This window comes from Pseudomonadota bacterium (assembly GCA_037200975.1).
In the GTDB taxonomy this organism is placed as follows: Bacteria; Pseudomonadota; Gammaproteobacteria; order Steroidobacterales; family Steroidobacteraceae; genus CADEED01.
This window is the reverse complement of sequence record JBBCGI010000001.1, coordinates 3,684,926-3,709,181: the sequence shown is the minus strand read 5'-3', so window position 1 is coordinate 3,709,181 and position 24,256 is coordinate 3,684,926. Positions and strand designations below refer to the sequence as shown.

The following is a 24,256-nucleotide window of genomic DNA, read 5'->3' as shown; positions in this document are numbered from 1 at the left end:
GGGCGTCCTTAGCTCCCTTGTTTCTTCCGGTACCGCTCGAACCACGCGAGGATGTTGTCGACCTTCGCGATCAGGTTCGACGGGCGCGCGACCATGCCACCATGCGAAGCCTCGGGGATACGCACCATCAAGGTGTCGATATTGCGCAGCTTGAGCGCCTGGTAGTACTGCTCGGATTCCTCGATCGGCGTGCGGTAATCGGCCTCGCCCGTGATCAGCATCGTCGGCGTCTTCACGTTCCCAACCAGCGACAACGGCGAGCGCCGCCAATATTCCTCGGGCTTCTCCCAGGGCTGCGCCCCGAACCAGTACTTGTAGAAGAAATTGCTCGCATCCGAAGTGAGCACGAAGCTCGACCAGTTGATCACCGGTTTGGCGACCACCGCGGCGCGGAATCGATCTGTCTTGCCCACGATCCAGGCGGTCAGCACGCCGCCGCCCGAGCCACCTGTGACGAACAGGTTGTTGGCGTCGACGTTGCCCTGCGCGATCAACGCGTCCACGCCCGACATCAGGTCGTCGTAATCGTCGCCCGGATAGGCGTGGTGGATCAGGTTGCCGAATTCCTCGCCATAACTCGTGCTGCCGCGCGGATTGGCGTACAGCACGACATAACCGGCGGCCGCGTACAGCTGCAGCTCGGTCGCGTAGTTAGGCCCATAGGCGGCGAACGGCCCGCCATGGATCTCGAGGATCAGCGGATATTTCTTCGCTGCATCGAAATCGGGTGGATAAATCACCCAGCCCTGCACGGCGCGCTGGTCCTTCGAGGATTTCCAGTCGAGTTCGCGCACCGCGCCGAGCGTCTTGTTGCCGAGTGCATCGTCGTTGAGCGCCGTGAGCACGCGCAGCGGCGAACCGCTCGCGGCGGTTCCCACGTCGGCCGGCCGCGACGGGGTGTTGTGTGAGAACGCCGCGCGGCCGTTACGCGCGACGCTGTAGCCTCCGGAGGTGTACGGGCGCCCGAGGTCGGTGCCGCCCAACCCTTCCGCCAACGTGCGGATCTTGCCCTCGAGCGTCGTGAGCCCAAGTTTTTTCACGCCGCGTTCGTCATACGAGAAGAAGATGCCGCGGCCGTCGGCGGCCCAGCGCGGGTTTTCGACGTCGCGATCGAACGCCCCGCTGACTTCGCGGGCATTCGACCCGTCGATATCCATCACATAAAGATGAGTGACCTGATACCCCTGGTATTTGTCGTCGAATCCGAGGTAAGCGATTTTCCGGCCGTCGGGCGAGACCACCGGCGAATTGTCCGGCCCCTGACGGCTGGTGAGCACCGCGAGTTTCTGCGTCGCGATGTCGACACTGAAGACCTCGCTGTTCTGCGGTTCCCGCTCCCAATCCTTGCCGCGATTGGCGGAGAACACGATGTGTGTGCCGTCGGGCGTGAACGACAGCGGCCCGGCGTCGAAGAAATCGCCCTCGGTGAGCTGGCGCGCCGTGCCGCCCTCCGCCGAGACGACGAAGATATGATCGAAGCCGGATTCGAGGTACCCGGCGCCATCGGCGCGGTAGGTAACCGTGTCGATCACCTTGACGGGCGGCGCCCACACGGCGCCCTCGGGTTTCGGCGGCGGCGTGGCGAGCGGTGGCTTGTTAGCCGGCACCAGCTGCGTGAAAGCGAGGTACTTGCCGTCCGGCGACCAGGTGATGGAATCCGGCGATTTGGTGAGATTGGTCAGCAATGCGGTCTGGCCCGAATCCAGCCAGCGTACGTACAGCTGCGGGCTGCCCTCGGCCGCCGAGACATAGGCGATGCGGGTGCCGTCGGGCGACCAGCGCGGCGAGCTGAAGCTGCGGATTCCCGACAGCAGCGGCCGGTTGTTAGTGCCGTCGGCGTTCACCAGCCAGAGGTTGCGGCGGGCGCGATCGGTCATGACGTCGTAGCTGACGCGCACGTAGGCGATGCGACTGCCGTCCGGGGAGATCTGCGTGTCGTCGGCGTATTCGAGCTGGAAGACGTCGATCGAATGCAAGCGCCGGGACTCGGGCGGCGCGGCAGCGCTGGCGGCTGAGGCGAGGAATGCCAGGGCCGTGCCAAGCGCGGCGGAGCGAACGGTTCTCATGGAAAATCCTCTGCGGGATGTAGGCGTACTGTACCCGACGCGCGGCGCATCCGGTGCCGGCACCGCCACTTTTGGCCTAAGAGGCGAAAAATCGCGCCCGGACGTGTGTCCAGCCGCGCGCCGCCCTCCGCCGGGTGGCGGGCGCCAGCCCCGGATCCCGCATGGATGCCGCCTGCCGGCGGTAGTTAGCCGAGCTTGGCAACCAGCGAGATCTTCGCGTTCAGCACCTTCGACACCGGGCAGCCTGACTTGGTGATCTCGGCGATCTCCGCGAACTTCGCTTCGGAAATGTTGGGCACCTTGGCAATGCAGATGAGATCGCTGTGCGTGATGGCGAAGCCGTCACCCACCTTCTCCAGCCGCACGGCGGCCGAGGTCTCGATGGAATCGGCCGTGAAGCCATCCTTGCCGAGGCCGGCCGACAGCGCCATCGTGAAACACGCGGCGTGCGCGGCGGCGATGAGCTCCTCGGGATTCGTACCCGGGCCGTCCTCGAAACGCGCCTTGAAACCATAGGGCGCGTTCTTGAGCACGCCGGTTTCCGTGGAGACCGCGCCGACGCCATCTTTCAATCCACCCTTCCAGCTGGCGGAACCCTTCTTGATCATGATCGTGACTCCAGTTCGTAACACTGATGAATGCGCGGATTGCGTTCGAAATCCTTCGGCAGCGTCGCGCGCGAAATGTCGGTGACTTTGTAGCGCTCGCCGAGCATCCCGTCCAGCTTGAACTTCTGCGCGTTGTTCGAGAAGACCAGCTTCCCGCCGGGGGCCAGCAAGGCCATGCAGCGATCTATCAACAGCGCGTGATCGCGCTGCACATCGAGGATGTCCTCCATGCGTTTGCTGTTGGAAAACGTGGGCGGATCGAGAAAAACCAGGTCGAACAGATAGCGCTCTTCCACGGCGTGTTCCAGCCAGGCGATGCAGTCGCCCTGGATGAATTCATGCTGGTCGCCGGAGAAGCCGTTGACTGCCAGATTGCGCTGGGCCCAATCGAGGTAAGTCGCTGACATGTCGATGGTGGTGGTGGAGCGCGCCCGGCCCGCGGCCGCGTACACCGTGGCGCTGCCGGTGTAGGCGAACAGATTCAGGAAACGTTTGCCTTGCGCAGCCGCACCCAGCCGCTGCCGCGTGATGCGATGATCCAGAAACAGCCCCGTGTCGAGATAGTCGGAAAAGTTGACCCAGAACTTCAGGCCGCCTTCCTCGACCAGATGGTAATCCTCGTCGCTGCCTAACTTCTCGTACTGCTCGCCGCGCACGGTGCGGCGCCGCTGGCGCAGGTGGATGCGGTCGTTCGGAACTCCGGTCGCGGCCGGCAACGCGGCCAGCGCTTCACTGCGCCGCCGCTGCACGGCCTCGGCCTCGATCGTTTTCGGCGCCGCGTATTCCTGCACGTACAGCCAGACTTCGCCGCTGCCGGATTCGGCGTAGCGGTCGATGGCGAAGGAGTACTCGGGCATGTCGGCGTCGTAGAGACGGTAACAACCGACCTGCTCGCGCTGCGCCCAGCTTTTCAACTGCTTGATGTTCTTGGCGAGGCGATTGCCGAACATCTTCGAGCCAGGCGATTCCGCCAGCGATTCATCGATGCGCGCATTGCGGCCGGTGTGCAGCATCTGCTTTTCGCTCGCCGCCGAGACATGCAGCCGCAGCAGCCGGCATTCGATCGCGCCGTTCAATACCGTGTGGACGCGCTCGGCGCGCAGTCCCAGCTCGAGGCCCGCGTCGGGCGAACCCGCCAGCACTGCCGCGTCCCAGCCGCCGAAGTGGGCGCGCAACACTTCGCCTAACTGCTTCATCAGGGCCCGCGCCGTATCGCGATCTTCGAGGCGTACACCGTACGGCGGATTGGTGGCTAGGAAACCCGCGCCCTCGCCGGCCGGCGCGGCGTCGGCCAGCTGGCCACTCGTGAACGTGATGAGCTCGCCCAATCCCGCGCGCGCGGCGTTCTCACGCGCCGCGGCGAGAACACGCGCATCCGCATCGACGCCGCGCAGCCGCAGCGTGGGTTTCACTTCGCGCGCCAGCACGTCGCCTTTGGCGGCTTCCCACGCGGCCCGGTCGTGCCCGACCCAGCCGAAGAAGCCGAAATACTGCCGGCGCGCGTTCGGCGCCACACGAGCCGCGATCATCGCGGCTTCGATGACCAGCGTGCCGGAGCCGCACATCGGGTCGAGAAACTCCGCCGCGGTTTTCGATTTCTCGGGCCATCCGGCGCGCAGCAGGATCCCCGCGGCGAGGTTTTCGCGCAACGGCGCTTCGCCGGCCTGCGCGCGATATCCGCGGCGATGCAGGCCTTCGCCGGACAGGTCGATGGATACCGTCACCTTCGGCCCGTTTGCGTGCGCGTGCACGCGCACTGCCGGACGATCGGTGGCGATGTCGGGCCGCGATCCCGTGGCATCGCGCAGTTGATCGCAGATGCCGTCCTTGAGGCGCAGCGTGCCAAAACGCGTGTGCGTGATCTCGGGATGTTTGCCGGTGAAGTCGCAGGCCAGCGTGCGCGCGGGGTCGATGTGCGCGCGCCAGTCGATCGCGCGAATCGCGTCGTAGAACGTGGCGTCGGTCGGCGCGTTGAACTCGGAGACCACCAGGAACACCCGGCTCGCTACGCGCGATTCCAGGCAGGCGCGATAGGCCACCGAAAGCGGCGCGGAGAACTCCACGCCCAGCGCCCGTTCGCGCACGTCGGCGGCGCCGAAGGTGCGCAGCTCGGCCGCGAGCAGATCGCCGAACCCGCGCGGGCTCGAAGCCACGAAACGATACGTGGTGGGGTTTACGTCCACGAGTCGTCCGCGCGCGGCAGTGGCATCAGCCGCGCATCCGCCAGGTGTCGCGTGAGAATCCGGTAGCCGTCCATGTTGAAATCCAGCCGCTCCGCCACACGCTGCCAGTCGCGAGCGGACGGCAACGCGGCAGCGTCATCGGCATCGAACGTGGCGAGATGCTGCCAGCCGTCTATGACGTGGTATTGCGTACGTTCCGCGGCGCCTTCCCGCAGCACCATCGGGCCCGCGTACGGCCATTGTTTGAGGCGCAGCGGCATGAGGCCCAGCTTCACGCGCGCCAGATGCACGGCAAGTGATTCCTTGCCCACGCAGGCGCCCTTGCATCGGCCCGTCTGAAAACCGAGGCACGACCCCTCGCCGCTCTCCAGGCCTAACAACCTGAAGCACCACTGGTGTTCGCGCGCGAGGCCTTCGAGCGCCCGGCGTGCGTCGCGTTCGCTGCGGTACATGCCGAATGCATCGCCAGAGCGCAGCACCCGCGCATCCAGTTCGACCAGCTGCGGGGGCCCGGCATCGGCGAACGACCACGTGAGCCGCTCGCCGCCGCGCAGCGGCCGGTTGTATGCAGGCTGCATCTGGCGGATCTCGCGCGCCTCGAGCAGCAGTGCACCCAGTTCCCCGGCCGTTTGCGTCCAGTCCACCCGGCGCACCTGCGCGGCAAACTTCGATGCCCTGGCAGCGCCGCCGCGGAAATGATCGAGCACCCGTTCCCGCAGGTTATTGGCCTTGCCTATATATAAGAGTGACTCGCCCTGCTCCCGCACGCCGTAAAACCGGTACACGCCGGGTGTTTCCGGCAGGTCGTCCGCCAGATCGGCAGGCAGCGCCGCCGGCAGCATGGCGCGCAACGACGCGCGATCCATGGCCGCCTGCAATTCGTCCGTGCTCCAAGCCGCGCGTAGTTTGGCCCAGAACAGGCGCAGGACCTGCGCATCGGGCATGGCACGGTGGCGGCTCTCCATCGCGATGCCATGGTGTTCCATCACTGCATCCAGGTTGTGCCGCGGCATCTGCGGATACAACGCGCGGGACAATCGCACCGTGCACATCGACGGGCTGCGCCACTGCGTTTCCATGCGGGCGAATTCACGGCGGATGAATCCGTAGTCGAAGCGCACGTTGTGCGCGACGAACACGCGGCCGGAGAGGCGTTTGCGAATCTCCGCGGCGATGTCCTCGAAGCGCGGCGCGTCGACGAGCATGTCGTTATCGATGCCGGTGAGCGCGGTGATGCCGGCGGGTACATACACGCCCGGATTCACCAGGCTCTGCCATTCGAAGTCCACGGCATCGCCGGTCATGCCGATGACGGCGACATCGATGATGCGATGAACCCCCGCATGGCCGCCCGTCGTTTCGATGTCGACGAAGGCCAGCGGCGTAGCGGGAGAAATAGTCAGCTCAGCTCGATCCACGTCGTCTTGAGCTCGGTGTATTTGTCGAACGCGTGCAGCGATTTGTCGCGCCCGATACCCGACTGCTTGAAGCCGCCGAACGGCACGGTGATGTCGTCGGCGTCGTAGCAGTTCACGTAGACCGTGCCGGCACGCAACGCCCGCGCGGTGCGGTGTGCGACGTTGATGTCGCGCGTCCACACGGCCGCGGCCAGCCCGTACTCGACGTCGTTGGCGATCTGGATCGCCTCTTCCACAGTCTTGAAGGAGATAGTCGCCAGCACCGGCCCGAAGATCTCTTCGCGCGCGATACGCATGGCCGGCTTCACGCCGTCGAACACCGTGGGCTCAACGAAAAACCCGCCGCTGTCGCTGCGCACGCGTTTGCCGCCGAGCGCAACCTGCGCGCCATCGTCACGGCCCGCGTCGATGAACGACAGCACGCGTTTCATCTGCGTTTCATCGACGATGGCGCCGAGCTTCGTGGCCGGGTCGAGCGGGTCGCCCGGGACCATCGTGCGTCCAACTACCGCGATTTTTTCCAGCATCGCGTCCTTGATCGACGCTTCGACCAGCAGGCGCGAACCGGCCGAACACATCTCGCCCTGGTTGAAGAAAATCGCGTAGGCCGCCGCGGTGGCCGCCTTGTCGATGTCCGGGCAATCGGCCAGCACGATGTTGGGTGACTTGCCGCCGCACTCGAGCCCGACCTTCTTGAGGTTCGACTGCGCGGCGTATTGCATGACCGCCTTGCCGGTGGCGGTGGAGCCCGTGAACGCGATGCAGTCGACGTCCATCGACAGTGCCAGCGCCTTGCCGGCGGTGTGCCCGAAGCCCGGCACCACGTTGAACACGCCTGGCGGAATACCCGCTTCAACCGCGAGCTCGGCGACACGCAGCGCGGTCAGCGGCGATTTCTCAGAAGGCTTGAGCACCAGCGAATTGCCGCTGGCCAGCACCGGGCCGATTTTCCACGAGGCCATCAACAGCGGGAAATTCCACGGCACGATGGCGCCGACCACACCCATCGGCTCGCGCGTGATCGTGGCGAGCGCATTCGGCCCGGTGGGCGCGACTTCGTCGTAGATCTTGTCGACCGCTTCGGCATACCAGCGGATGCAGTTGGCGGCGGAAGGGATGTCGACGGCGAGACTGTCGGAGATGGGTTTGCCCATGTCCAATGTCTCTAACAATGCCAGTTCGTCCTTGTGGACCAGCATGAGATCGGCCAACTTCGCGAGTACCTTCTTGCGCGTCTTGGGCGGCTGCTGCGACCAGCTGCCGCGTTTGAACGCGGCGCGTGCGCTGGCCACCGCGCGGTCGATGTCGACCTGCTCGCCGGCCGCGACCTGCCCCAGCGATTTACCCGTGGCCGGATTGATGTTGTCGAACGTGGCGCCGCTCGCGGCCGGCACGAAGCGGCCGTCGATGAACACCTGCGAGCGCGGCTGCAGCGCGGCGGCGCGTTGCTGCCAATCGGCGGCGGAAAGACCGGGAGTTGCGGACATACGTGTCTTCAGAACGTCGGCGGGGTGGAGGCCGAGATGATCTCACACACCTCGCGGCCGACATTGCGAAAACGATGCGGCGTCGCACTGGCGAAGTAGTACGCGTCGCCCGCCGCCAACACACGCGTCTGGCCGCCAACCGTGAGCTCCACGGTGCCGCGGACCACCACGCCTCCCTCCTCGCCGCGGTGGGACAACATGTCCTCACCCGTCGCGGCACCCGGCTCATAACGCTCGTGCAGCACCGTGAGCTGCCGGCCCGGTCGCTGCGCGGCCACGAGCCGCAGGGATGCGCCCTCACCGCCGATCTCGACCAGCTCTTCGGCGCCGTAGAACACCTGCTGGGCGCTGGTCACGTCGAGCGTGAAGAATTCGGCCATCGACAGTGGCACGCCATCGAGCACTTTCTTGAGCGAGCCCACCGACGGGCTGACGCGGTTCTGTTCTATCAGCGAAATGAGGCCATTCGTGACGCCCGCGCGGCGCGCCAGTTCGCGTTGCGACAGGCCGTGCACTTCGCGTACGTGTTTGAGGCGCGCTCCGACGTCGATGCTCATAAGTTTAAGGATTATGATCCCGGGCAACTTCCGGAGTCGACAAAATGGCCGCGAATCCTACGTCTACAGCATCCGATCTCGACGCCTACTGGATGCCGTTCACGGCGAACCGCCAGTTCAAGGGCAAGCCGCGCATGTTGGCGAAGGCTGCCGGCATGTACTACGAAACGCCCGACGGCCGCCGCATTCTCGACGGCGTCGCGGGACTGTGGTGCGTGAACGCGGGCCATGGCCGCAAGGAGATCACCCAGGCCGTCGCGCGCCAGCTCGAGGTCATGGATTACGCGCCGCCCTTCCAGATGGGGCATCCGGGGGCGTTCGATCTCGCCAACGCCATCGTGAAGATCGCGCCGCCGGGGCTCGATCATGTGTTCTTCACCAACTCGGGTTCGGAGTCGGTCGACACCGCGCTCAAGATCGCGCTGGCCTGGCACCGCGTGAAGGGTGACGCCGCGCGCGTGCGGTTGTTAGGCCGCGAGCGCGGCTACCATGGCGTGGGTTTCGGTGGCATCAGCGTCGGCGGCATGGTGGCGAATCGCAAGGCCTGGCCGGGCGCGATGATCCCGGGCGTCGACCATCTGCCGCACACACACGATCTCAAGCGCAACGCGTTCTCGCGCGGCTTGCCGGCGCACGGCGCCGAACTGGCGGACGATCTGGAGCGGCTGGTCGCGCTGCACGATGCCTCGACCATTGCTGCCGTCATCGTCGAACCGATCGCCGGGTCCACGGGCGTCGTGTTGCCGCCGCAGGGGTATCTGCAGCGGCTGCGCCAGATCTGCGACAAACACGGCATCCTGCTCATCTTCGACGAAGTGATCACAGGCTTCGGGCGTACCGGCTCGCCGTTCGCCGCGCAGGAATTCGGCGTCACGCCCGACCTGATCACCTGCGCGAAGGGGCTGACCAATGGCGCCATTCCCATGGGCGCGGTGCTGGCGTCGAAGAAGATCTACGACACGTTCATGCAGGGGCCGCCGGGCGCCATCGAGCTGTTCCACGGCTACACGTATTCGGCGCATCCGGTGGCCTGCGCCGCCGGCCTGGCCACGCTGTCTATCTACGAGAACGAGAAGCTGCTGACCCGCGCCAGGCAGACCGGCGTCGTGTTCGAGCAGGCGTTGCACGCGCTGCGCGGTCTGCCGCATGTCATCGACATCCGCAATTACGGGCTGGTCGCCGGCATCGAACTGGATCCGATCGCGGGCAGCCCGGGTGCGCGCGCCTTCGGCATCTATCTCAAGTGCTTCGAGCGCGGCCTGCTGATTCGCACGACCGGCGACATCATTGCGCTCTCGCCCGCGCTCATCATCGAGCCGAAACACATCGAGGAGCTGTTCGGAATCCTGTCGCAGGTATTGAAAGACTCCGCCTGAGAAAAAGGGGACAGATCTATTTATGAATAAAGGGGACAGATCTATTTATCGAGCCACGGTTTCCCCGTACTGGGCGCCGACGCCGATAAATAGATCTGTCCCCTTTATTCATAAATAGATCTGTCCCCTTTTTCTCAGGCTGCCAGGGCGGGCGCCACCACCAGCTTCTTCCGGAACTCCCTGCGCAGCAGCGCGAAGCTGACGATGGCCTGCAGGAACATGCTGGCCACCGACAGGTGCCACACGTCCACCAGCCTGAAATCCGCCCGGGTAGATAGCCACACCACGGGCACGATGAACACGAACACCCGGATCACGCTCGAGCTGATCGTCGGCCAGGTATTTCCCAATCCCTGGAACATCGACGAGCAGCTGAAGATGATCCCGTTCGCCGCGAAGTTCCACGACGTGATCATGAGCATCGTCGCGCCCACGCTCACCACCGCCTCTTCGTGCGTGAAGATGTTCATGAGCAGGTGCGAGCCGAACTGGCAGAACAGCGTGAGCGTCAGCATGATTCCGACGCTCAATCCCACGGTCCAGTTGAACGTCTCGCGCACCCGTTCCGGCTTGCGCGCGCCGAAATTCTGACCTGCGATCGGCGCCGCCGCGAAAGCAACCGCCATCGCGGGCAACATGATCAGCCGCAAGGCGCCCTGCCCTTCGGCCAATCCCGCCTGCGCGTCCGCGCCGAACTTGCGGATGGCCCAGTACATGACGGCCATGACGAGCGACATGAACATGAACTCGAGGCCGATGGGTAGCCCGATGAAGAACAACCTTTTCCACACCTCCGACCTGGGCTTGAGTTGCTCGCGGTGGAACGACACGTATTTCTCGTGGCGATGGAAGTAGTACGCGCTGATGATCACACCGACGATGGTCGCGAGCGTGGTGGCGAGGCCCGCGCCGAACGGACCGTACGGCTTGCCGGTCAGCCAGCCGATCGTGAGCACGGCGGCGAACAGGATGTTCAGCCCGACCGTGATGAACTGGATGATCATCGTCGGCTTCACGATGCCGGTGCCGCGCAGCGTTGCGAACATCGAGATCATCAGGAACTGGATCCCGAGTCCCGGCGTCACGCCCAGCAGATAGTCGATGCCCGCCTGCGCGACGACGGCATCGGCCGCTTCGAGGTGCATGTACGGAGTCGCCACCGCGTACAGCAGCACGACGACGAAGATTCCCATGAACACCGACAACATCAACGACTGGTTGAAGACCAGGTTCGCGCGTTCGTGCTGCTGCGCACCGACGGCATGCGAAACCATCGCGGCGGTGCCGACGTTCAGGATCTGCGTGAGCGCCAGCACGGCGAACCAGAGATTGCCGGCGGCGCTGAACCCCGCGGCCATTTCGTTGCCGAGCATGGAGACGAACTTCAGGTCGGTGACGAAGTACGCCACCTGCACGACCATGCCGATGAACATCTGGATGGACATCGCCGCCACGTGTCCCGGAATCGAACCAACGCTCAAGTTTTTCATCGCGCGAACCGAAATGGGGGTTGTCTAGATGACAGGCGGGAGATGACTCGTCAACTTCCCGTTCGAGAGAGCAAAAGAAAAGGCCGGTCTCGCGACCGGCCCTTTCCGTCAGCTCAGAAGCTGATTCTTCTTGATTGGATCAATCGCCCCAGGGGAACGTCGTCATGACGCCCACGAGAACGCGCGGCTCGTTGTTGTTCGCGTCGCTGGTGATCTTCTGTTCGCCACTGGCATCGGTGCCCGTGAACTTGCCGAACAACGTGAAGTGGCCCGCCGTGTAGTTGAGCTGCACCGCGTAGTCGACCAGCTCGGCGTTGTCCCAGGCATCACCCCAGGCGTAACCGGCATGGAAAGCCAGCGACAACGTGTCGCCGAGCGGTTGCGTGTAGTTCGCTTCGGTGTATTGCGCGCTGCTGCCCGCATCGAACAGGCTGTCCGTGAACCACTGCTTGAAGCCGAAGTTGCCAGCCGTCAGGCCCGCGTAATACTCGAAGTACTCACCGCCGGTCGAACTCGGGTAGCCGTAGTGCACGAAGCCCGCGTTCCAGGAAAAGCTGTCGTTGATCTTGCCGGTGTAACCACCGTACAGATCGAGTTCGATGTCGGAATCCGTACCGGGTCCGAAGTCGACGTTCGACGCCCAGGCGCCGACCGCAAATCCGCTTTCGCCAAACGCGTAGTCGGCGCTGGCCTGCAAGGCCGGGTCTTTCGCGCTTTGAGAGAAGCCGCGAAAGTCGTAATCGCTCACCGCAGTCCAGGTCGAACTGAATTGAGCTTGGGAGACACCGCTTAAGGCCAGGAGGCCGGTCACGAGCGCCAGAGTTTTAATCGATTTCATTTTGCTCCTCCGAGGGCTATAGGGCCCATGTTCTTAAGCAAGGGTTGTGCCATTCCAGCTTCACTTGACCCTTCATGCCTAAAATTTCAACGAGTTACGTGTAGCTTAAAAAGTTACAACCGTCCCGAAGGTGCGGATTATGCCGTCAATGCGTGGTCCATTGCACTTATTAAGTGCGCGCTTCAAAGATGGCGTAGAACTTGGTGCAGTCCTCGATCACTTGCCAGGTTCCCTCGAACCCGGCCGGCACGACGAAGCCCTCGCCGACCCCGAATTCCCAGCGCTGACCGGTGAGATTCTCGAGCGCGACGCGGCCGCGAGTCAGGCAGCAGAACTCCGACTCCGAATAACGGATGCGCCAGGTGCCGACCGTGCTCGACCAGGTCCCGCTGTGAAACTGTTGGGTCGCGTCGCTGAAGTAGTTGCTGACGCTTTGCTGCGGGTTGCCCGCCAGGAGCCGATCGGCGGCGGGAGTCGAAGTCTCGCCTGGGACCTTCGTCCTGAAATCGATGATCTGCTGCGTCATGAGAGTGCCGGGTGTGGAGGGAAGCTGAGTATTCCCCACATTCCCCACCCGGCACCATGTGGGCTCCATTCAGTTATTGCTGGCCAGCGACGCGCTGGTGGATTCGAAGCGGATTTCCACGCAGCGCTCGAAGGCCTGGTCGTCCGAGGCGGCTTCGACGCTGGCGAAACGTTCGCCCATGCCTTCGATGACCATGCGCTCCTTGGGGACGCCGGCCTTCTCGAGTTCGCGCGCCACCATCTCGGCGCGTTCCTGCGACAACGACTGGTTCAGTGCGTCGTCGCCGCGCGCATCCGCGAATCCGGACACGTGCACGCGGACATCGTCGAGGCCGGCGACCAGCGCGCCGAGTCTTGCCAGACGTGCGCGATCGTTGTCGCGGACGCTGGTTTCGCCGGTGCGGAATTGCACGGTCGAACCGACCTGCCCGGCCTTTCCTTCGATGCTGGTCAACGTGCCGTTCAGCGCTTCGACCTGACTGGCGAGCAACGCGGCCTCGGCCTTGCGCGCGGCGAGCGTCTCGCTCTTCTTCTGGCTGCGATCGCCCATGAGGCCGCCCACCGTCGCGCCGATGACCATGCCGATTGGCCCGCCGGCCGCGGCTCCGATCACCGCGCCGCCGGCGAAGCCCGCGCCGCCGCGTTTGCCGTCGCTCTTCTGCTGCTCGACCGGCTGGGTGGCGAACGCCGGACTCACCGCGAGATTGATTGCCAACACGCCCGCGATGATCGCGGGTTTACGAAACTTGGTTGTCCAGGTGCCCATGTACCCTCTCCAGTTGTTAGAACTTGCGAGAGCGGTTTGCTCTCGAGGTTCATTTCAACGCGGACTCAGGATGCCGCGCGGGCGGGAGCCGGGCGTTCTGCCGACGAATCGTGGCGGATCGTGGCATTAAAGGGGACATGCCTAATTAATTGGAAAACTGATGCGTCCGCGCATCGGATTTCCAATTAATTAGGCATGTCCCCTTTAATGCTTAATTAGGCATGTCCCCTTTAATGCACTCTAGAAGGTGGTGCGGGATTCGCTCTCTTCGTGCAGGCGCGTGAGGAACAGGCGCACTTGCGCCTCGGCCTCCTGCGCGGACATCAGCCGCTGCTCCACCAGCACGCGCGCCATGTCGCGCATCGACCGTTCGCCGTTGATGAGCGCCAGCAGGAATGCGTGCACCCGGCTCGAGATCGCCTGCATTTCAAACGCCGGCGTGCGCGGCACGGGCTTGTCCGCCTGCAGCAGCCATTCGGGGATGGCGCGCGCGCGCGGTGCTTCCGCCGCGGGTGCGATCTTGTCGGTCACCCAGGTGACGGTGGTTTCGAGGCGCGAATGCCGGCTCGCGGGCGAGCGCATGTAAGGCAGCGTGTTCTCGCGCACGGCCGGCGCCGCGAAGCCGGCGGGGCCCATCGTCTCGAGCACCTCCTCGAGACCGAAACGTTCGGCATGTGCCGCACGCGAGAACGCCAGCGATCCGAAGTTGATCCAGCGGCCGCCGGGCTTCAGCAGCAGGTTGACGCGCGCCGCGACGCGCGCAAACGGCTCGCCGATGATGTCGACGAACCACGGCGTCACGACCGTATCGAACACGCCCGCGGCGAATGGTGGCTGCAACGCATCGGCGGCGACCAGTTCGAGCCCGGCGCGGGCCGGCGCGGGCGCCGCGAGCCGCCGCAACACGGCATGGTCTTCGATGCGCCGCGGCGCGATCGGGAATTCATACAACTCGACGCCGCGCCCCGCGAGCAGCTCGCGCGCGGCGAACAGCAGCAGCGGATTGAAATCCGTCGCGACCGTCAGCGGCGCATCACCCGCGGCGTGCAGGTCGTACGCGAGCCGGCAGGCGCCGGCGCCCTGCACCAGCGTGTTTCCGAGCCCCTTTACGCCGCCGCCCAGCAGCGCGGCGATCTCCGCCAGCGAGGCGGCATTTTCCTCCTCGCCCCACGCCCAATCGCGATGCAGGTTGACGTAGTAGTTAGACAAGCCTTGCTGGATCGGCAGCCGCGTGCCGAGACCCTGGTGCGTGGCTTCCGTGATGCTGCCCTGCTCGAGCCCGAGCGGCGCCAGCAAGGCGCGCAGCCGCGCGACCTGGTCTTCATGTGCAGCCGCGGTGCTGGCGAGCCGCCGGCCGGTGGCCGCCAGCAGCGGTCCTTGCGCCGCGCGCATCGCCGCGGCCTCCGACAGCAGGTGCTGCGACAACAATGCGAGCCGCCCGCGCCATTCGGCCAGCGCCTGGCGCGGATCGGCGAACAGCCACGGAATCTCTCCGATCACCGGATACCCGCTGCTGCAGGCACCGCACATCCAGCCGGCGCGTTCGAGTGATACCGGCCCACGGCCGCAGCGTGGACAGGCGAACACGCCCGACAGTGAATCCGACTTGGACAAAGGCACCCCGCCAGCGCGGGACGCCCCGCGCGGCAATGCTGGCCGCGAGGCGCCCGGACGTCAATGCGGGGCGACAACTCCATTGTGGTTAGGGGAGAATCGGCGCGGCGATGCACACCCCAGGTCTCTACACATCGTGCTGGATTCGGTAGTCGCGGCGGAAACGCCCGAAGGCATCATGCTGGAGATGCGCCCCGCCGGTATCTCGGCGCGTTGCTGCGCGTTCGTCATCGACTGGTTGATCCGGCTCGCCATCCTGTGGGTGGCCGCCATCGTGGCCGGCGTGCTCGGCGGCATCGGCGCCGCGTTCTGGTTCGTTTTGATATTCGCGCTCGAGTGGTTCTATCCGGTGGTATTCGAACTCGGGCGCGCGGGCGCGACGCCGGGCAAACGCACGATGGGGCTCAAGGTCGTCATGGACAACGGGCTGCCGGTCACGCCGGCCGCCTCGTTCCTGCGCAACCTGTTGCGCGGCGCGGACTTCCTGCCGTTCGGATTCGGCGCCGCCATCGTGAGCATGATGGTGCGCGGCGATAACAAGCGGCTCGGCGATCTGGCCGCCTCGACGCTGGTCGTGCATCTGCCGCGGCCGGCGGCCAAAGCGACGCTCGACATGGTGACGCCCCTCGCGCCGGCTTATGCCTTGCCGGCGCGCGATCAGTCGGCGCTCATCGCGCTGGCGGCGCGCGCGCCGACACTCACGCTGGAACGGCTCGAGGAACTCGCCGCGCTCGCCGCGCCGGTGCAAGGCACGCAGCCGCGTCCGGCCGACGAGGTGGCGCGGCGCGTGCTCGGCGTGGCGCAATGGTTGTTAGGCAGGCGCGCATGACGCCGCTGCATTTCGAAACCCTCTACCAGCCCGAATGGGACGAGCTTGAGGCACAGGTCAAGGCCGTCCTCGGCGGCAAGGCGCGGCGCGCGAAAGCCGCCGATCCCGTCCGTGGCGAACGCGTGGCGCTGCTGTATCGCCGCGCCTGCGAACACCTGGCGCTGGCGCGGGCGCGCGCCTATCCGCGTTACCTGCTCGATCGGCTCGACCGGCTGACGGCCGATGCGCACCAGGTCATCTATCAACGCAGCGAATTTGGGCTGGCGAGGCTCAAACGCGCGGCGAGTGTCGATTTCCCACGCGCGGTCCGGGCGCATGCGGCGTACGTGTGGATGTCGGCCGCGCTGTTCGTGGTCCCCACGCTGCTGGTGGGCTGGCTGGTCTACCAGCGTCCCGATCTCATCCTCTCGGTGGTCGATACGCAGACTGCCGCGCAATTCGAGCAGATGTACTCCGACTCGGCCGATTCGATCGGCAGCCTGCGCACCAGCGACGACGACTGGCAGATGTTCGGCTACTACATCTGGAACAACATCTCGATCGCGTTCCAGTGTTTCGCCGCGGGCATCTTCGGCGGCGTCGGCAGCATGTTCTATCTGGTGTTCAACGGCGTGATGGGCGGCGCGGTCGCCGGTTACCTCACCGAACGCGGCCTGGGATCCACCTTCTATTCCTTCGTCGTCACGCATGCGGCCTTCGAGTTGACCGCCATCGTGTTGTCCGGCGGCGTGGGACTGCGGCTCGGACATTCACTGATCTCGCCCGGCCGCCGTTCGCGGCTGCAGAGCCTGGTGGTCGCCGCCCGCGAATGCACCGTGATCCTCTACGGCGTCACGGTGATGCTGCTGATCGCCGCTGCGATCGAAGCCTTCTGGTCATCGTCGCGGTGGTTGCCGCTCACGGCCAAATATTCCGTCGCCGCACTGTGCTGGCTGGCGGTGTTCGCCTATCTGACGTTCCAGGGCCGCCGTGCAGATTGATTCGCTCGCACTGCAGATGCGACCGCGCGCGCCGCACGAGGCCGCGGACCTGGGCGTGCGTCTGTGCCAGGCGAACGCCGCGGCGGTCTATCGCTGTTATTTCGTGGCCGCCATTCCGATCGCGCTCGTGGCGTTGTCGTTGTTCGAATTCGCGCCCTGGGCACCGACGCTGTTTTTATGGTGGGCGAAGCCCTGGCTCGACCGCACCGTGCTGTTCGTCCTGTCGCGCGCGGCATTCGGCCAGCGCACCACCGTCGGCGATTTGTGGCGCGAGCAGCGTTCGGTCTGGTGGCAGCAGCTGATCCTCACCTGGACGTGGCGGCGTCTGTCCCCGTGGCGTTCTTTCACCCAGGCGGCATACCAGCTCGAAGGTCACTCCTTTTTCGCGTTGCGCAGGCGGGTGTCCCAGCTGCGCAACCGTTACAGCACGCCGGCGTTCTTCATGACGTTCGCGTTCGGGCTGGCTGAAAGCGGGCTCACCGCGGCGGTGCTCTCGCTCGCCTTCTGGCTCGTGCCGCCCGAGCAAGGATTCGACTTCTGGAGTTTCTTCACCGGCGATTCGCACCTCGCCGCGCAGTTCATCAGCGCATTGGCCTACGCTTCGGCCGTATTGTTCCTCGAGCCGTTCTACGTGGCGGCCGGTTTCGGGATGTACCTCAACCGGCGCGCCGAACTCGAGGCCTGGGACATCGAACAGGAATTCCGCCGTGCGTTCGCGACCTGACCTGCGTCTGTGCGCGTTGCTCGCGCTGCTGGCAGCGGCGCCCGCGCTGCCCGCCGCGCGCGCGGCCGAACCACCGACGAACGCCGAGATCGAGCGCGCGATCGCGCAGACCAAGGCCGATCCGGAGCTCGCCACCGAGAAAAAGGCCACCCGACTCGTCTGGGATGGCGATCGAAATCCGCGCGAACGCGATCGCCTGCACACGCCCGGCTGGCTCAAGTGGTTAGGCAGCCTGTTCAGCTGGATTGCGCAGGGCTCGGGCCTGCTGGTGTGGGTGTTGCTGGCCTGCCTGGCCGCCTTGTCAGGCGTGTTCCTGGTGAGGTTGTTTGCCGCCGGCGGCTTGCCGGAGCGCAACCGCCGCTTCATCGCGCCGACCCACGTGCAGGATCTCGACATCCGCCCGGAAAGCCTGCCGGCCGACATCGGCGCCGCGGCACGCGCCTTGTGGGACGGCGGCGCGCAACGCGCCGCGCTCGCGCTGCTGTATCGCGGTCTGTTGTCCCGGCTGGCACACACCTACGAGGTGCCCATCCGGGACTCGAGCACCGAAGGCGATTGCCTGGTGCTCGCGGCGCGCACGCTCGATGCGGCGCGCGTCGCCTACGCCTCGCAGCTGGTGCGCACCTGGCAGCGTGCGATCTACGGCGGCCTCAGCATCGACACCGCGCAGGTCTGGGACCTGTGCGCGAATTTCGCGACGCATCTCGATGGACCGGCGCAGGGCGCCGCGCGCGGACACGAGCCGGTCTCACACGGTGCGCCCGCGTGAAACGGAACATCATCGGCATCGTCCTCATGGCGGGCATGATCGCGCTGATCGCGTGGCTGGCGATGCACATGTCGTTCAAGGAAGTGACCGTGCCCGCTGCGCTCGAGGGCGAGGCGCTGCGCAATCCCTATTACGCAGCGATCCGGTTCAGCGAGGCGCTGGGCGCCGACGCCGAATGGGAGCGGGTGTTCACGGCTCCGGCCAAAGACTCGATCGTCATGTTGTCGGCCTGGAACTGGACGCTGAGCCGCAATCGTCGCGAACACATCGAGCGATGGGTGGAGTCGGGCGGCAGGCTCGTGGTCGACACTTCGCTGATCGGTGATCTCAATGTATTCACGCGCTGGTCCGGGATCGATGAGATATCGCACCAGGTCGAGCCTCATCAGGAAAGCGAAGATCAGTCCGAGTCGCCCGTTGCGTTCTTTGCCCCGGAGTGCCGCAAGCTGACCGAGGACGGGTCACGCGCGGAAATCGAAGTGTGCGGGGTCGATCCATCGCGTTCGCTGACCAGCACGCGCAAGGCCGAATGGGCCCTGCGCGACGGCAAGCAGATCCACGCACTACGCACGCGTGTCGGGCGCGGCAGCGTCACCGTCGTCAATGCGCTCCCCTTCCAGCGGCGCGGATTTTTTCTCGGCGATCATCCGCGGCTGTTCGTCCGCGCCACACAACTGCATCGCGGCGATTCGCTGCGGCTGTTCACCGAAGAGGAACACGCCTCGCTGCTCACGCTGGTGTGGCGCTTCGGCGCACCGGTGGTGTTGCTGATGTTGGGCGCCATCGCGTTGTCGCTGTGGCGGGCAACGGCGCGGTTCGGTCCGCCGGTCGCGGCCGCCGACACCGCGCGGCGCTCGCTGGCGGAACAGATTCGCGGCACCGGGCAATTCACGCTGCGATTCGGCGGCGGCCAGTCGCTGCACGCCGCGCAGCTGCGCGCGTTGCGGGATGCAGCGATCCGCCGCGTGCCCCACTTCGACCGCCTGTCGAGCGAGGAGCGCGTCGCCGCGCTGTCCAGGCTTGGCGCCGTGCCGGCCCAGGAGCTCGGCCCCGCGATGAACTACACCGGCACGCGCAGCTCGCACGAACTGCGCAACGCGATCGCGGTTCTCGAAACCGTGCGCCGCAGAATCTTGATGAACGACAAAAGGGCAGGACATGGAAACTGAATCGGCCACTCTCGAAAAAGCCGCCGGACTGCTCGGCACACTGCGCGCCGCAATCGCCGAGGCGGTGGTGGGGCAGCCGCGCGTCGTCGAGGAAGTGGTGCTCGCGCTGGTGGCTTCGGGTCACGTGCTCATCGAGGGCGTCCCCGGCCTCGGCAAGACGCTGCTGGTACGCGCGTTGTCGCAGGCGCTGCAGCTATCTACCGGCCGTGTGCAGTTCACGCCCGACATGATGCCCTCCGACATCACCGGCCACGCCGTGCTCGATCCGAAGACCATGGACATGCGCATCGTGCGCGGGCCGGTCTTCACACATCTGCTGCTGGCCGACGAGATCAACCGCGCCCCGGCAAAGACGCAGAGCGCGTTGCTCGAGGTGATGCAGGAATACCAGGTGACGCTCGAAGGCCAGACCCATGCACTGCCCAAACCCTTCATGGTGCTGGCGACGCAGAACCCGGTCGAAACCGAAGGCACCTATCCACTGCCGGAGGCGCAGCTGGACCGTTTCCTGTTCAAGATCGAAATCGGCTATCCGACACTCGATGACGAAGTGGGCGTGGTGATCCGCGCGACCTCCGGCCAGGCGGGCGACGAACTGCCGTTGTCGAAAGTCGTGCCGGTGCTCAACGAGCGCGCGGTGTTGAGCCTGCAGCAGATCGCGGCGCGCCAGCGCGTCGACCCGCAGGTCATCGATTACGCCGTGCGGCTGACGCGCGCCACGCGCGAGTGGCCCGGGCTCGCACAGGGCGCGGGCTCGCGCGGCGCACTGGCGCTGGTGCGCGGTGCGCGCGCCGCCGCGCTGGTCGAAGGGCGCAATTTCGTCGTCCCCGACGACATCAAACGCATCGCGCTGCCGGCGCTGCGGCATCGCATCGCACTCGCTCCGGATGCGTTGCTCGAAGGCCGCAAGCCCGACGATCTGCTGGCGGCGGTGGTCGACAGCGTGGCGGCGCCGCGGGTCTGAAGCGATGCGGGTACGTTTCATCCCGAGCGGCCTCTGCATCGCACTCGCCTTCGCGGGCGTGGGCGCGGCTGCGGTCGCGTCGTTCGCGGGTGCCGGGCTTGCGCTCGTCGCGCAAACGACCGCCTTGTTCGCGCTGCTGTTGCTGACCGCGATCGCGGCGGACTACCTCGTCTCGCGCCGCGCCTGGCTGAGATCGGAGGTGCGCGTGACGCGTCGCCTGCCGTCCGCCTTCGCGATCGGCGTGCGCAAGCCGGTGCAGCTGGAATTCGAAACCGCGGGCGCGCAGCACTGGCGCTGCGAGGTCTTCGATCACTGCGATCCCAGCCTCGAAATCGCCGGCCTGCCCGCCCGCCTCGAACTCGCGGCCGCAAAGCGCACCACGCTGGTCTACGACGTGACGCCCACACGACGCGGCGAGATCGTGTTTGCCGCCGCGGACCTGCGCATCCGGTCGCTGTTCGGCCTGTGCGATCTGCTCGAACGCATAGGCGGCGGCGATACGCGCCGCTCGTATCCGGATTTCGCGCAGGTGGCGCGTTACGCATGGCTCGCCGGCGATCGGCGCCTGCAGGAAATCGGCATCAAGACCTACCAGCAACGCGGCGAAGGCACCGACTTCAAACAGCTCGCCGAGTATCGCCACGGCGACCCGGTGCGCCACATCGACTGGAAAGCCACGTTGCGCCAGAACAAGCCGGTGCTGCGCGAGTTCCAGGACGAGCGCGATCAATGCGTGATGCTGCTGGTGGACTGCGGCCGCCGCATGCGCGCCTATGACACCGAGAACGGCATCGGCAGCGGGCATTTCGACCAGGTGCTCAACGCCGTGATGTTGCTGTCGTATGTGGCGCTCAAACAGGGCGACGCGGTCGGCGCCCTCACTTTTGGCACGCCGGCAGGCGACGAACGCAGCTTCGCGCCACGCAAGGGCGCGCAGGCGTTGAACGCCTTGATGGGCGAGTTGTATTCCGTGCAGCCCTCGCCCACGCACTCCGATTACGTCTCGGTCGCCCAGACGCTGCTGCGCCGCCATCACAAGCGTTCGCTGGTCATCGTGATCACGAACTTCCGCGACGAGGATGCGAGCGAGCTGGCGCACGCGCTCAAACTACTGCGCTCGCGGCACCTCGTGCTGGTGGCGTCGCTGCGCGAACGCGTGGTCAACGAGCTGATCTCCCAGACGCTGGATTCGGGCGAGGCGGCACTCGAGATCGGCAGCGCGCATCAATACGAGCAGTCGCGCCGAGATGCCTTCAACAAGCTGGCCGCGCGGGACGGTTTGATGGTCGATTCGGAGCCACAGATGCTCGGCATCGAGCTCGTGAACCGCTATCACGCGGTGAAACGCGCCGGGCTCATCTGAATCGCGAAGGATCCTGGTTATGTTCAGGCCGCGTTGCCGCCGGAATGAACCCGATCACGGATTGCCGCCTCCATGCGCCGCTATGCTGGGGCCATGAACGACCTTTCGGCCATTGGTGGAATCCCCGGCGCGCTGCAAAGCGCCAAGGGCGCCATCCATCGGGCCGCGCGCGCCGTCGAGAAGGACGCCAACGTGGTGGCGAGATCTTCCGCGGTCGAAGCGCGCGACACGGTCCACGCCCTGGTCGATTCGCGCGAGCAGGTTCTTTATACGCGGGCGGCCGCGAAGATCATCAAGGCATCCCACGCGATGCTGCAGAGCCTCATCGACATCCGCGCCTGACCCCGGCCTCTGCGGCTAGTCTCGCCGCGAAAACGTCGCGCACAACTCGCGCAACACTTCGAAATCGACCGGTTTGACCAGGTGGGCGTCGAAACCCGCGGCCTCCGATCGGCGCTGGTCTTCGGCCTGTCCCCAGCCGGTCAACGCGACCAGGTGGATAGCCGCGCCCCAGGGTTGTTTGCGGATCTCCGCGGCGGCCTCGTAGCCGTTCTTGCCGGGCATTCCGATGTCGAGCAACGCAATGTCGGGGCGAAACTCCGCGCTGGCCGCGATCGCCGCGGCGCCGTCGTAAACCACGCGGACCTCGTGGCCTTCCAGCTTCAACAGCAGCTCGAGACTTTCGCCGGCGTCGCGGTTGTCATCCGCCAGCAGGATGCGCACCGCTGCGCGGGCAGGTGAATCGATCGTAGGCACCGGCTCTCCCAGGCTTGGCGGCGCCTGCTGTTCCTTGGCCGCCACTGCCAGCCTGACAATGAATTCACTGCCTTTTCCAGCACCCTCGCTGCGGCCTTCGAGTGTGCCGCCATGCAGCTCCACCAGTGCCCTGGACAAGGCCAGGCCAATGCCGAGCCCCGCCTCCTTGCGGTCCAGGGTCGGCCTGACCTGCGAAAACATCTGGAAGATGCGCGGCAGATCGTCCGCCGCGAGTCCGATGCCGTTGTCGATGACGCGCACCAGCACGTCGCCGCCTTCGCGTGCCGCTGCCAGCCGGATGAGCCCCTGCGCGGGAGTGTACTTCGCGGCATTCGTCAGAAGGTTTGCCAGCACCTGCGCGATACGCAACGCATCGACGTCGAGCAGCACCGGTTCCGCGGGTAGTTCGAGGCGCAGCACATGTTTGCCGGCGTCGATCGCCGGCCTCGCGGTCTCGACCGCCGTATCGACGATCGACCGCAGTGTGACGTGCGAGCGGCGGACCTCGAGACGTCCACGCGTGATGCGCGAGACGTCGAGCAGATCGTCGAGCAATCGCGCCATGTGCGCGGTCTGGCGTTCGATCACGCCGTGGCTCCATTTGATCTGTTCCGCGGACGCATTCGCGTGCGAGGCGAGACTCGCCGCCTGGCGGATGGGCGCGAGCGGATTGCGCAATTCGTGTGCGAGCGTCGCGAGGAATTCGTCCTTGCGGCGATCCGCGGTGAGCAAGGCGTTCTGCGCCTCGCGTTCCTTCGTCGCATCGCGGAACACCAGGACCACGCCGGTGATTTCACCGGCCTTGTCGTGGATCGGCGCGCCGCTGTCTTCGATTGCGGTTTCGTGCCCGGCCTTGTGCAACAGCATGGTGTGATTGGCGAGGCCGACGACACCGCCCTCGCGCAGAACCTTGGTCACCGGGCTCTCGACCGGCGCCCGCGTCTGTTCGTTGACGATGTTGAAGACGACGTCGAGCGGCTGGCCGCGCGCGGCCGCGATGTTCCAGCCCGTCAACGATTCCGCCACCGGGTTGGCCATGGTCACACGGCCCTGCGCGTCGGTGGCGATGACGGCGTCGCCGATGCTGCGCAAGGTGGTCGCTAGCTGCTCTTCGCTCTGCCGCACACGCGCCGAATCGCGCCGCACGATGTACGTCAGCAGGATCAGCAACATGATCGCGAGTACGCTGACCGAAATGCTGGCGCGCGTGGTCGCGCGCAGCGCGTCGCGTTCGGAGCCGAGCAAGCGTTCGACGCGTTGCCGCCCGGCATCAGCGCGTTCGCCTACGAAGGCGCGAATCGCATCCATCGCCTGCCGGCCTTCGTCGGTGTTCACGACCGCCAGTGCCTCGGCTTTTCGTCCGGCGCGGAACAGATCGATGGTGCGTGCGAGCTCCTGCAACTTGCGCGCGACGAGGCCGCGCAGGCGCGTCATGTCTTCCGCTGTTCCACCAGCCGCCTGGATGCGCGCCTCGGTGGTGTTCAGTCTGCCGTCGAGTTCGTGCAGTGCCTCGTCGTAAGGCGCGAGATATTCCTCGCTGCCGCTCAGCAGGTAACCGCGTTGTCCCGTTTCGGCATCGCGCACGGTCGACAACAACCGCTCCAGGCTGAGTTCGAGCTCCTTGGCGCGCAATACCTCGTCGCTGGTCCGCCCCAGTTGCGCGACCGCGCGATAGGACATGACACCCGCGACCGCGAGCACGAGGCTGGCGACACCGACGGCAAGACCGACGATGGATCTGGACTTCTGCATCGAAATACCCGTCGAGACCCGG

21 protein-coding genes are annotated in these 24,256 nt (G+C 65.8%); 9 read left to right on the top strand and 12 right to left on the bottom strand.

Annotated elements, in window-relative coordinates:
• Positions 1-8: 8 nt before the first annotated feature.
• From WDO72_16665 to WDO72_16640, 6 genes are all read right to left on the bottom strand, one after another.
• The gene (locus WDO72_16665) at positions 9-2,066 is read right to left on the bottom strand and encodes a S9 family peptidase (GenBank protein ID MEJ0087306.1); all 2,058 of its coding nucleotides are present in this window, start codon (positions 2,064-2,066) and stop codon (positions 9-11) included.
• Positions 2,067-2,251: 185 nt separating this feature from the next.
• Complete coding sequence (locus WDO72_16660; GenBank protein ID MEJ0087305.1) at positions 2,252-2,674, bottom strand: OsmC family protein; 423 nt, start codon at positions 2,672-2,674, stop codon at positions 2,252-2,254.
• A complete protein-coding gene (gene rlmKL / locus WDO72_16655) occupies positions 2,671-4,857 on the bottom strand; it encodes a bifunctional 23S rRNA (guanine(2069)-N(7))-methyltransferase RlmK/23S rRNA (guanine(2445)-N(2))-methyltransferase RlmL (protein ID MEJ0087304.1) in 2,187 nt (728 codons plus the stop codon). Before rlmKL ends, WDO72_16660 begins: the two co-directional genes overlap by 4 nt.
• A complete protein-coding gene (locus WDO72_16650; GenBank protein ID MEJ0087303.1) occupies positions 4,848-6,275 on the bottom strand; it encodes an exonuclease domain-containing protein in 1,428 nt (475 codons plus the stop codon). Before WDO72_16650 ends, rlmKL begins: the two co-directional genes overlap by 10 nt.
• The gene (locus WDO72_16645) at positions 6,257-7,762 is read right to left on the bottom strand and encodes an aldehyde dehydrogenase (protein ID MEJ0087302.1); all 1,506 of its coding nucleotides are present in this window, start codon (positions 7,760-7,762) and stop codon (positions 6,257-6,259) included. Before WDO72_16645 ends, WDO72_16650 begins: the two co-directional genes overlap by 19 nt.
• Before the next feature lie 8 nt (positions 7,763-7,770).
• On the bottom strand, positions 7,771-8,319 hold the full coding sequence (locus tag WDO72_16640; protein ID MEJ0087301.1) for a cupin domain-containing protein: 549 nt from the start codon (positions 8,317-8,319) through the stop codon (positions 7,771-7,773).
• 44 nt (positions 8,320-8,363) lie between these two features.
• Here WDO72_16640 and WDO72_16635 point away from each other — a divergent pair, with 44 nt between their 5' ends.
• Positions 8,364-9,695 carry an aspartate aminotransferase family protein gene (locus tag WDO72_16635; protein ID MEJ0087300.1) on the top strand — a complete coding sequence of 444 codons (1,332 nt, stop codon included), beginning with the start codon at positions 8,364-8,366 and terminating at the stop codon, positions 9,693-9,695.
• 134 nt (positions 9,696-9,829) lie between these two features.
• Here the strand turns inward: WDO72_16635 and WDO72_16630 are convergent, their stop codons facing one another.
• The 5 genes from WDO72_16630 to WDO72_16610 all read right to left on the bottom strand — a co-directional run bounded on the left by WDO72_16630 (position 9,830) and on the right by WDO72_16610 (position 14,928).
• On the bottom strand, positions 9,830-11,185 hold the full coding sequence (locus WDO72_16630; protein ID MEJ0087299.1) for an MATE family efflux transporter: 1,356 nt from the start codon (positions 11,183-11,185) through the stop codon (positions 9,830-9,832).
• Positions 11,186-11,324: 139 nt separating this feature from the next.
• The gene (locus WDO72_16625) at positions 11,325-12,023 is read right to left on the bottom strand and encodes a TorF family putative porin (protein ID MEJ0087298.1); all 699 of its coding nucleotides are present in this window, start codon (positions 12,021-12,023) and stop codon (positions 11,325-11,327) included.
• A gap of 169 nt (positions 12,024-12,192) precedes the next feature.
• Entirely contained in the window at positions 12,193-12,549 is a 357-nt protein-coding gene (locus WDO72_16620; protein MEJ0087297.1) for a cupin domain-containing protein, read from the bottom strand.
• A 69-nt stretch (positions 12,550-12,618) separates the two neighbouring features.
• Positions 12,619-13,314, bottom strand: a complete 696-nt coding sequence (locus WDO72_16615) for an OmpA family protein (GenBank protein ID MEJ0087296.1) — start codon at positions 13,312-13,314, stop codon at positions 12,619-12,621.
• Positions 13,315-13,554: 240 nt separating this feature from the next.
• Positions 13,555-14,928, bottom strand: a complete 1,374-nt coding sequence (locus WDO72_16610) for a hypothetical protein (protein MEJ0087295.1) — start codon at positions 14,926-14,928, stop codon at positions 13,555-13,557.
• Between the two features lie 136 nt (positions 14,929-15,064).
• Here WDO72_16610 and WDO72_16605 point away from each other — a divergent pair, with 136 nt between their 5' ends.
• The 8 genes from WDO72_16605 to WDO72_16570 all read left to right on the top strand — a co-directional run bounded on the left by WDO72_16605 (position 15,065) and on the right by WDO72_16570 (position 22,068).
• Entirely contained in the window at positions 15,065-15,757 is a 693-nt protein-coding gene (locus tag WDO72_16605; protein MEJ0087294.1) for an RDD family protein, read from the top strand.
• The gene (locus WDO72_16600; protein MEJ0087293.1) at positions 15,754-16,737 is read left to right on the top strand and encodes a stage II sporulation protein M; all 984 of its coding nucleotides are present in this window, start codon (positions 15,754-15,756) and stop codon (positions 16,735-16,737) included. Before WDO72_16605 ends, WDO72_16600 begins: the two co-directional genes overlap by 4 nt.
• Positions 16,727-17,461, top strand: a complete 735-nt coding sequence (locus tag WDO72_16595; protein MEJ0087292.1) for a hypothetical protein — start codon at positions 16,727-16,729, stop codon at positions 17,459-17,461. The genes WDO72_16600 and WDO72_16595 overlap by 11 nt, the downstream gene beginning before the upstream one ends.
• Positions 17,445-18,230, top strand: a complete 786-nt coding sequence (locus tag WDO72_16590) for a DUF4129 domain-containing protein (protein ID MEJ0087291.1) — start codon at positions 17,445-17,447, stop codon at positions 18,228-18,230. Before WDO72_16595 ends, WDO72_16590 begins: the two co-directional genes overlap by 17 nt.
• The gene (locus WDO72_16585; GenBank protein ID MEJ0087290.1) at positions 18,227-19,399 is read left to right on the top strand and encodes a DUF4350 domain-containing protein; all 1,173 of its coding nucleotides are present in this window, start codon (positions 18,227-18,229) and stop codon (positions 19,397-19,399) included. Before WDO72_16590 ends, WDO72_16585 begins: the two co-directional genes overlap by 4 nt.
• Positions 19,389-20,363, top strand: coding sequence for a MoxR family ATPase (locus tag WDO72_16580; protein MEJ0087289.1), 975 nt, complete (start codon positions 19,389-19,391; stop codon positions 20,361-20,363). Before WDO72_16585 ends, WDO72_16580 begins: the two co-directional genes overlap by 11 nt.
• Positions 20,364-20,367: 4 nt before the next feature.
• Positions 20,368-21,726, top strand: coding sequence for a DUF58 domain-containing protein (locus WDO72_16575; protein MEJ0087288.1), 1,359 nt, complete (start codon positions 20,368-20,370; stop codon positions 21,724-21,726).
• A gap of 93 nt (positions 21,727-21,819) precedes the next feature.
• On the top strand, positions 21,820-22,068 hold the full coding sequence (locus WDO72_16570) for a hypothetical protein (GenBank protein MEJ0087287.1): 249 nt from the start codon (positions 21,820-21,822) through the stop codon (positions 22,066-22,068).
• A 15-nt stretch (positions 22,069-22,083) separates the two neighbouring features.
• On the opposite strand, the gene WDO72_16565 is transcribed toward WDO72_16570, so the two are convergent.
• Positions 22,084-24,234: a CHASE3 domain-containing protein gene (locus tag WDO72_16565; GenBank protein MEJ0087286.1), complete on the bottom strand. Its 2,151-nt coding sequence runs from the start codon at positions 24,232-24,234 to the stop codon at positions 22,084-22,086.
• Positions 24,235-24,256: the final 22 nt, after the last annotated feature.

Excerpts from the sequence above, each read along its gene's own strand:
- WDO72_16665 (MEJ0087306.1), bottom strand. The coding sequence starts at position 2,066 with ATGAGAACCGTTCGCTCCGCCGCGCTTGGCACGGCCCTGGCATTCCTC.
- WDO72_16660 (MEJ0087305.1), bottom strand. The coding sequence starts at position 2,674 with ATGATCAAGAAGGGTTCCGCCAGCTGGAAGGGTGGATTGAAAGATGGC.
- WDO72_16645 (MEJ0087302.1), bottom strand. The coding sequence starts at position 7,762 with ATGTCCGCAACTCCCGGTCTTTCCGCCGCCGATTGGCAGCAACGCGCC.
- WDO72_16640 (MEJ0087301.1), bottom strand. The coding sequence starts at position 8,319 with ATGAGCATCGACGTCGGAGCGCGCCTCAAACACGTACGCGAAGTGCAC.
- WDO72_16635 (MEJ0087300.1), top strand. The coding sequence starts at position 8,364 with ATGGCCGCGAATCCTACGTCTACAGCATCCGATCTCGACGCCTACTGG.
- WDO72_16630 (MEJ0087299.1), bottom strand. The coding sequence starts at position 11,185 with ATGAAAAACTTGAGCGTTGGTTCGATTCCGGGACACGTGGCGGCGATG.
- WDO72_16625 (MEJ0087298.1), bottom strand. The coding sequence starts at position 12,023 with ATGAAATCGATTAAAACTCTGGCGCTCGTGACCGGCCTCCTGGCCTTA.
- WDO72_16620 (MEJ0087297.1), bottom strand. The coding sequence starts at position 12,549 with ATGACGCAGCAGATCATCGATTTCAGGACGAAGGTCCCAGGCGAGACT.
- WDO72_16615 (MEJ0087296.1), bottom strand. The coding sequence starts at position 13,314 with ATGGGCACCTGGACAACCAAGTTTCGTAAACCCGCGATCATCGCGGGC.
- WDO72_16600 (MEJ0087293.1), top strand. The coding sequence starts at position 15,754 with ATGACGCCGCTGCATTTCGAAACCCTCTACCAGCCCGAATGGGACGAG.
- WDO72_16580 (MEJ0087289.1), top strand. The coding sequence starts at position 19,389 with ATGGAAACTGAATCGGCCACTCTCGAAAAAGCCGCCGGACTGCTCGGC.
- WDO72_16575 (MEJ0087288.1), top strand. The coding sequence starts at position 20,368 with ATGCGGGTACGTTTCATCCCGAGCGGCCTCTGCATCGCACTCGCCTTC.
- WDO72_16570 (MEJ0087287.1), top strand. The coding sequence starts at position 21,820 with ATGAACGACCTTTCGGCCATTGGTGGAATCCCCGGCGCGCTGCAAAGC.
- WDO72_16565 (MEJ0087286.1), bottom strand. The coding sequence starts at position 24,234 with ATGCAGAAGTCCAGATCCATCGTCGGTCTTGCCGTCGGTGTCGCCAGC.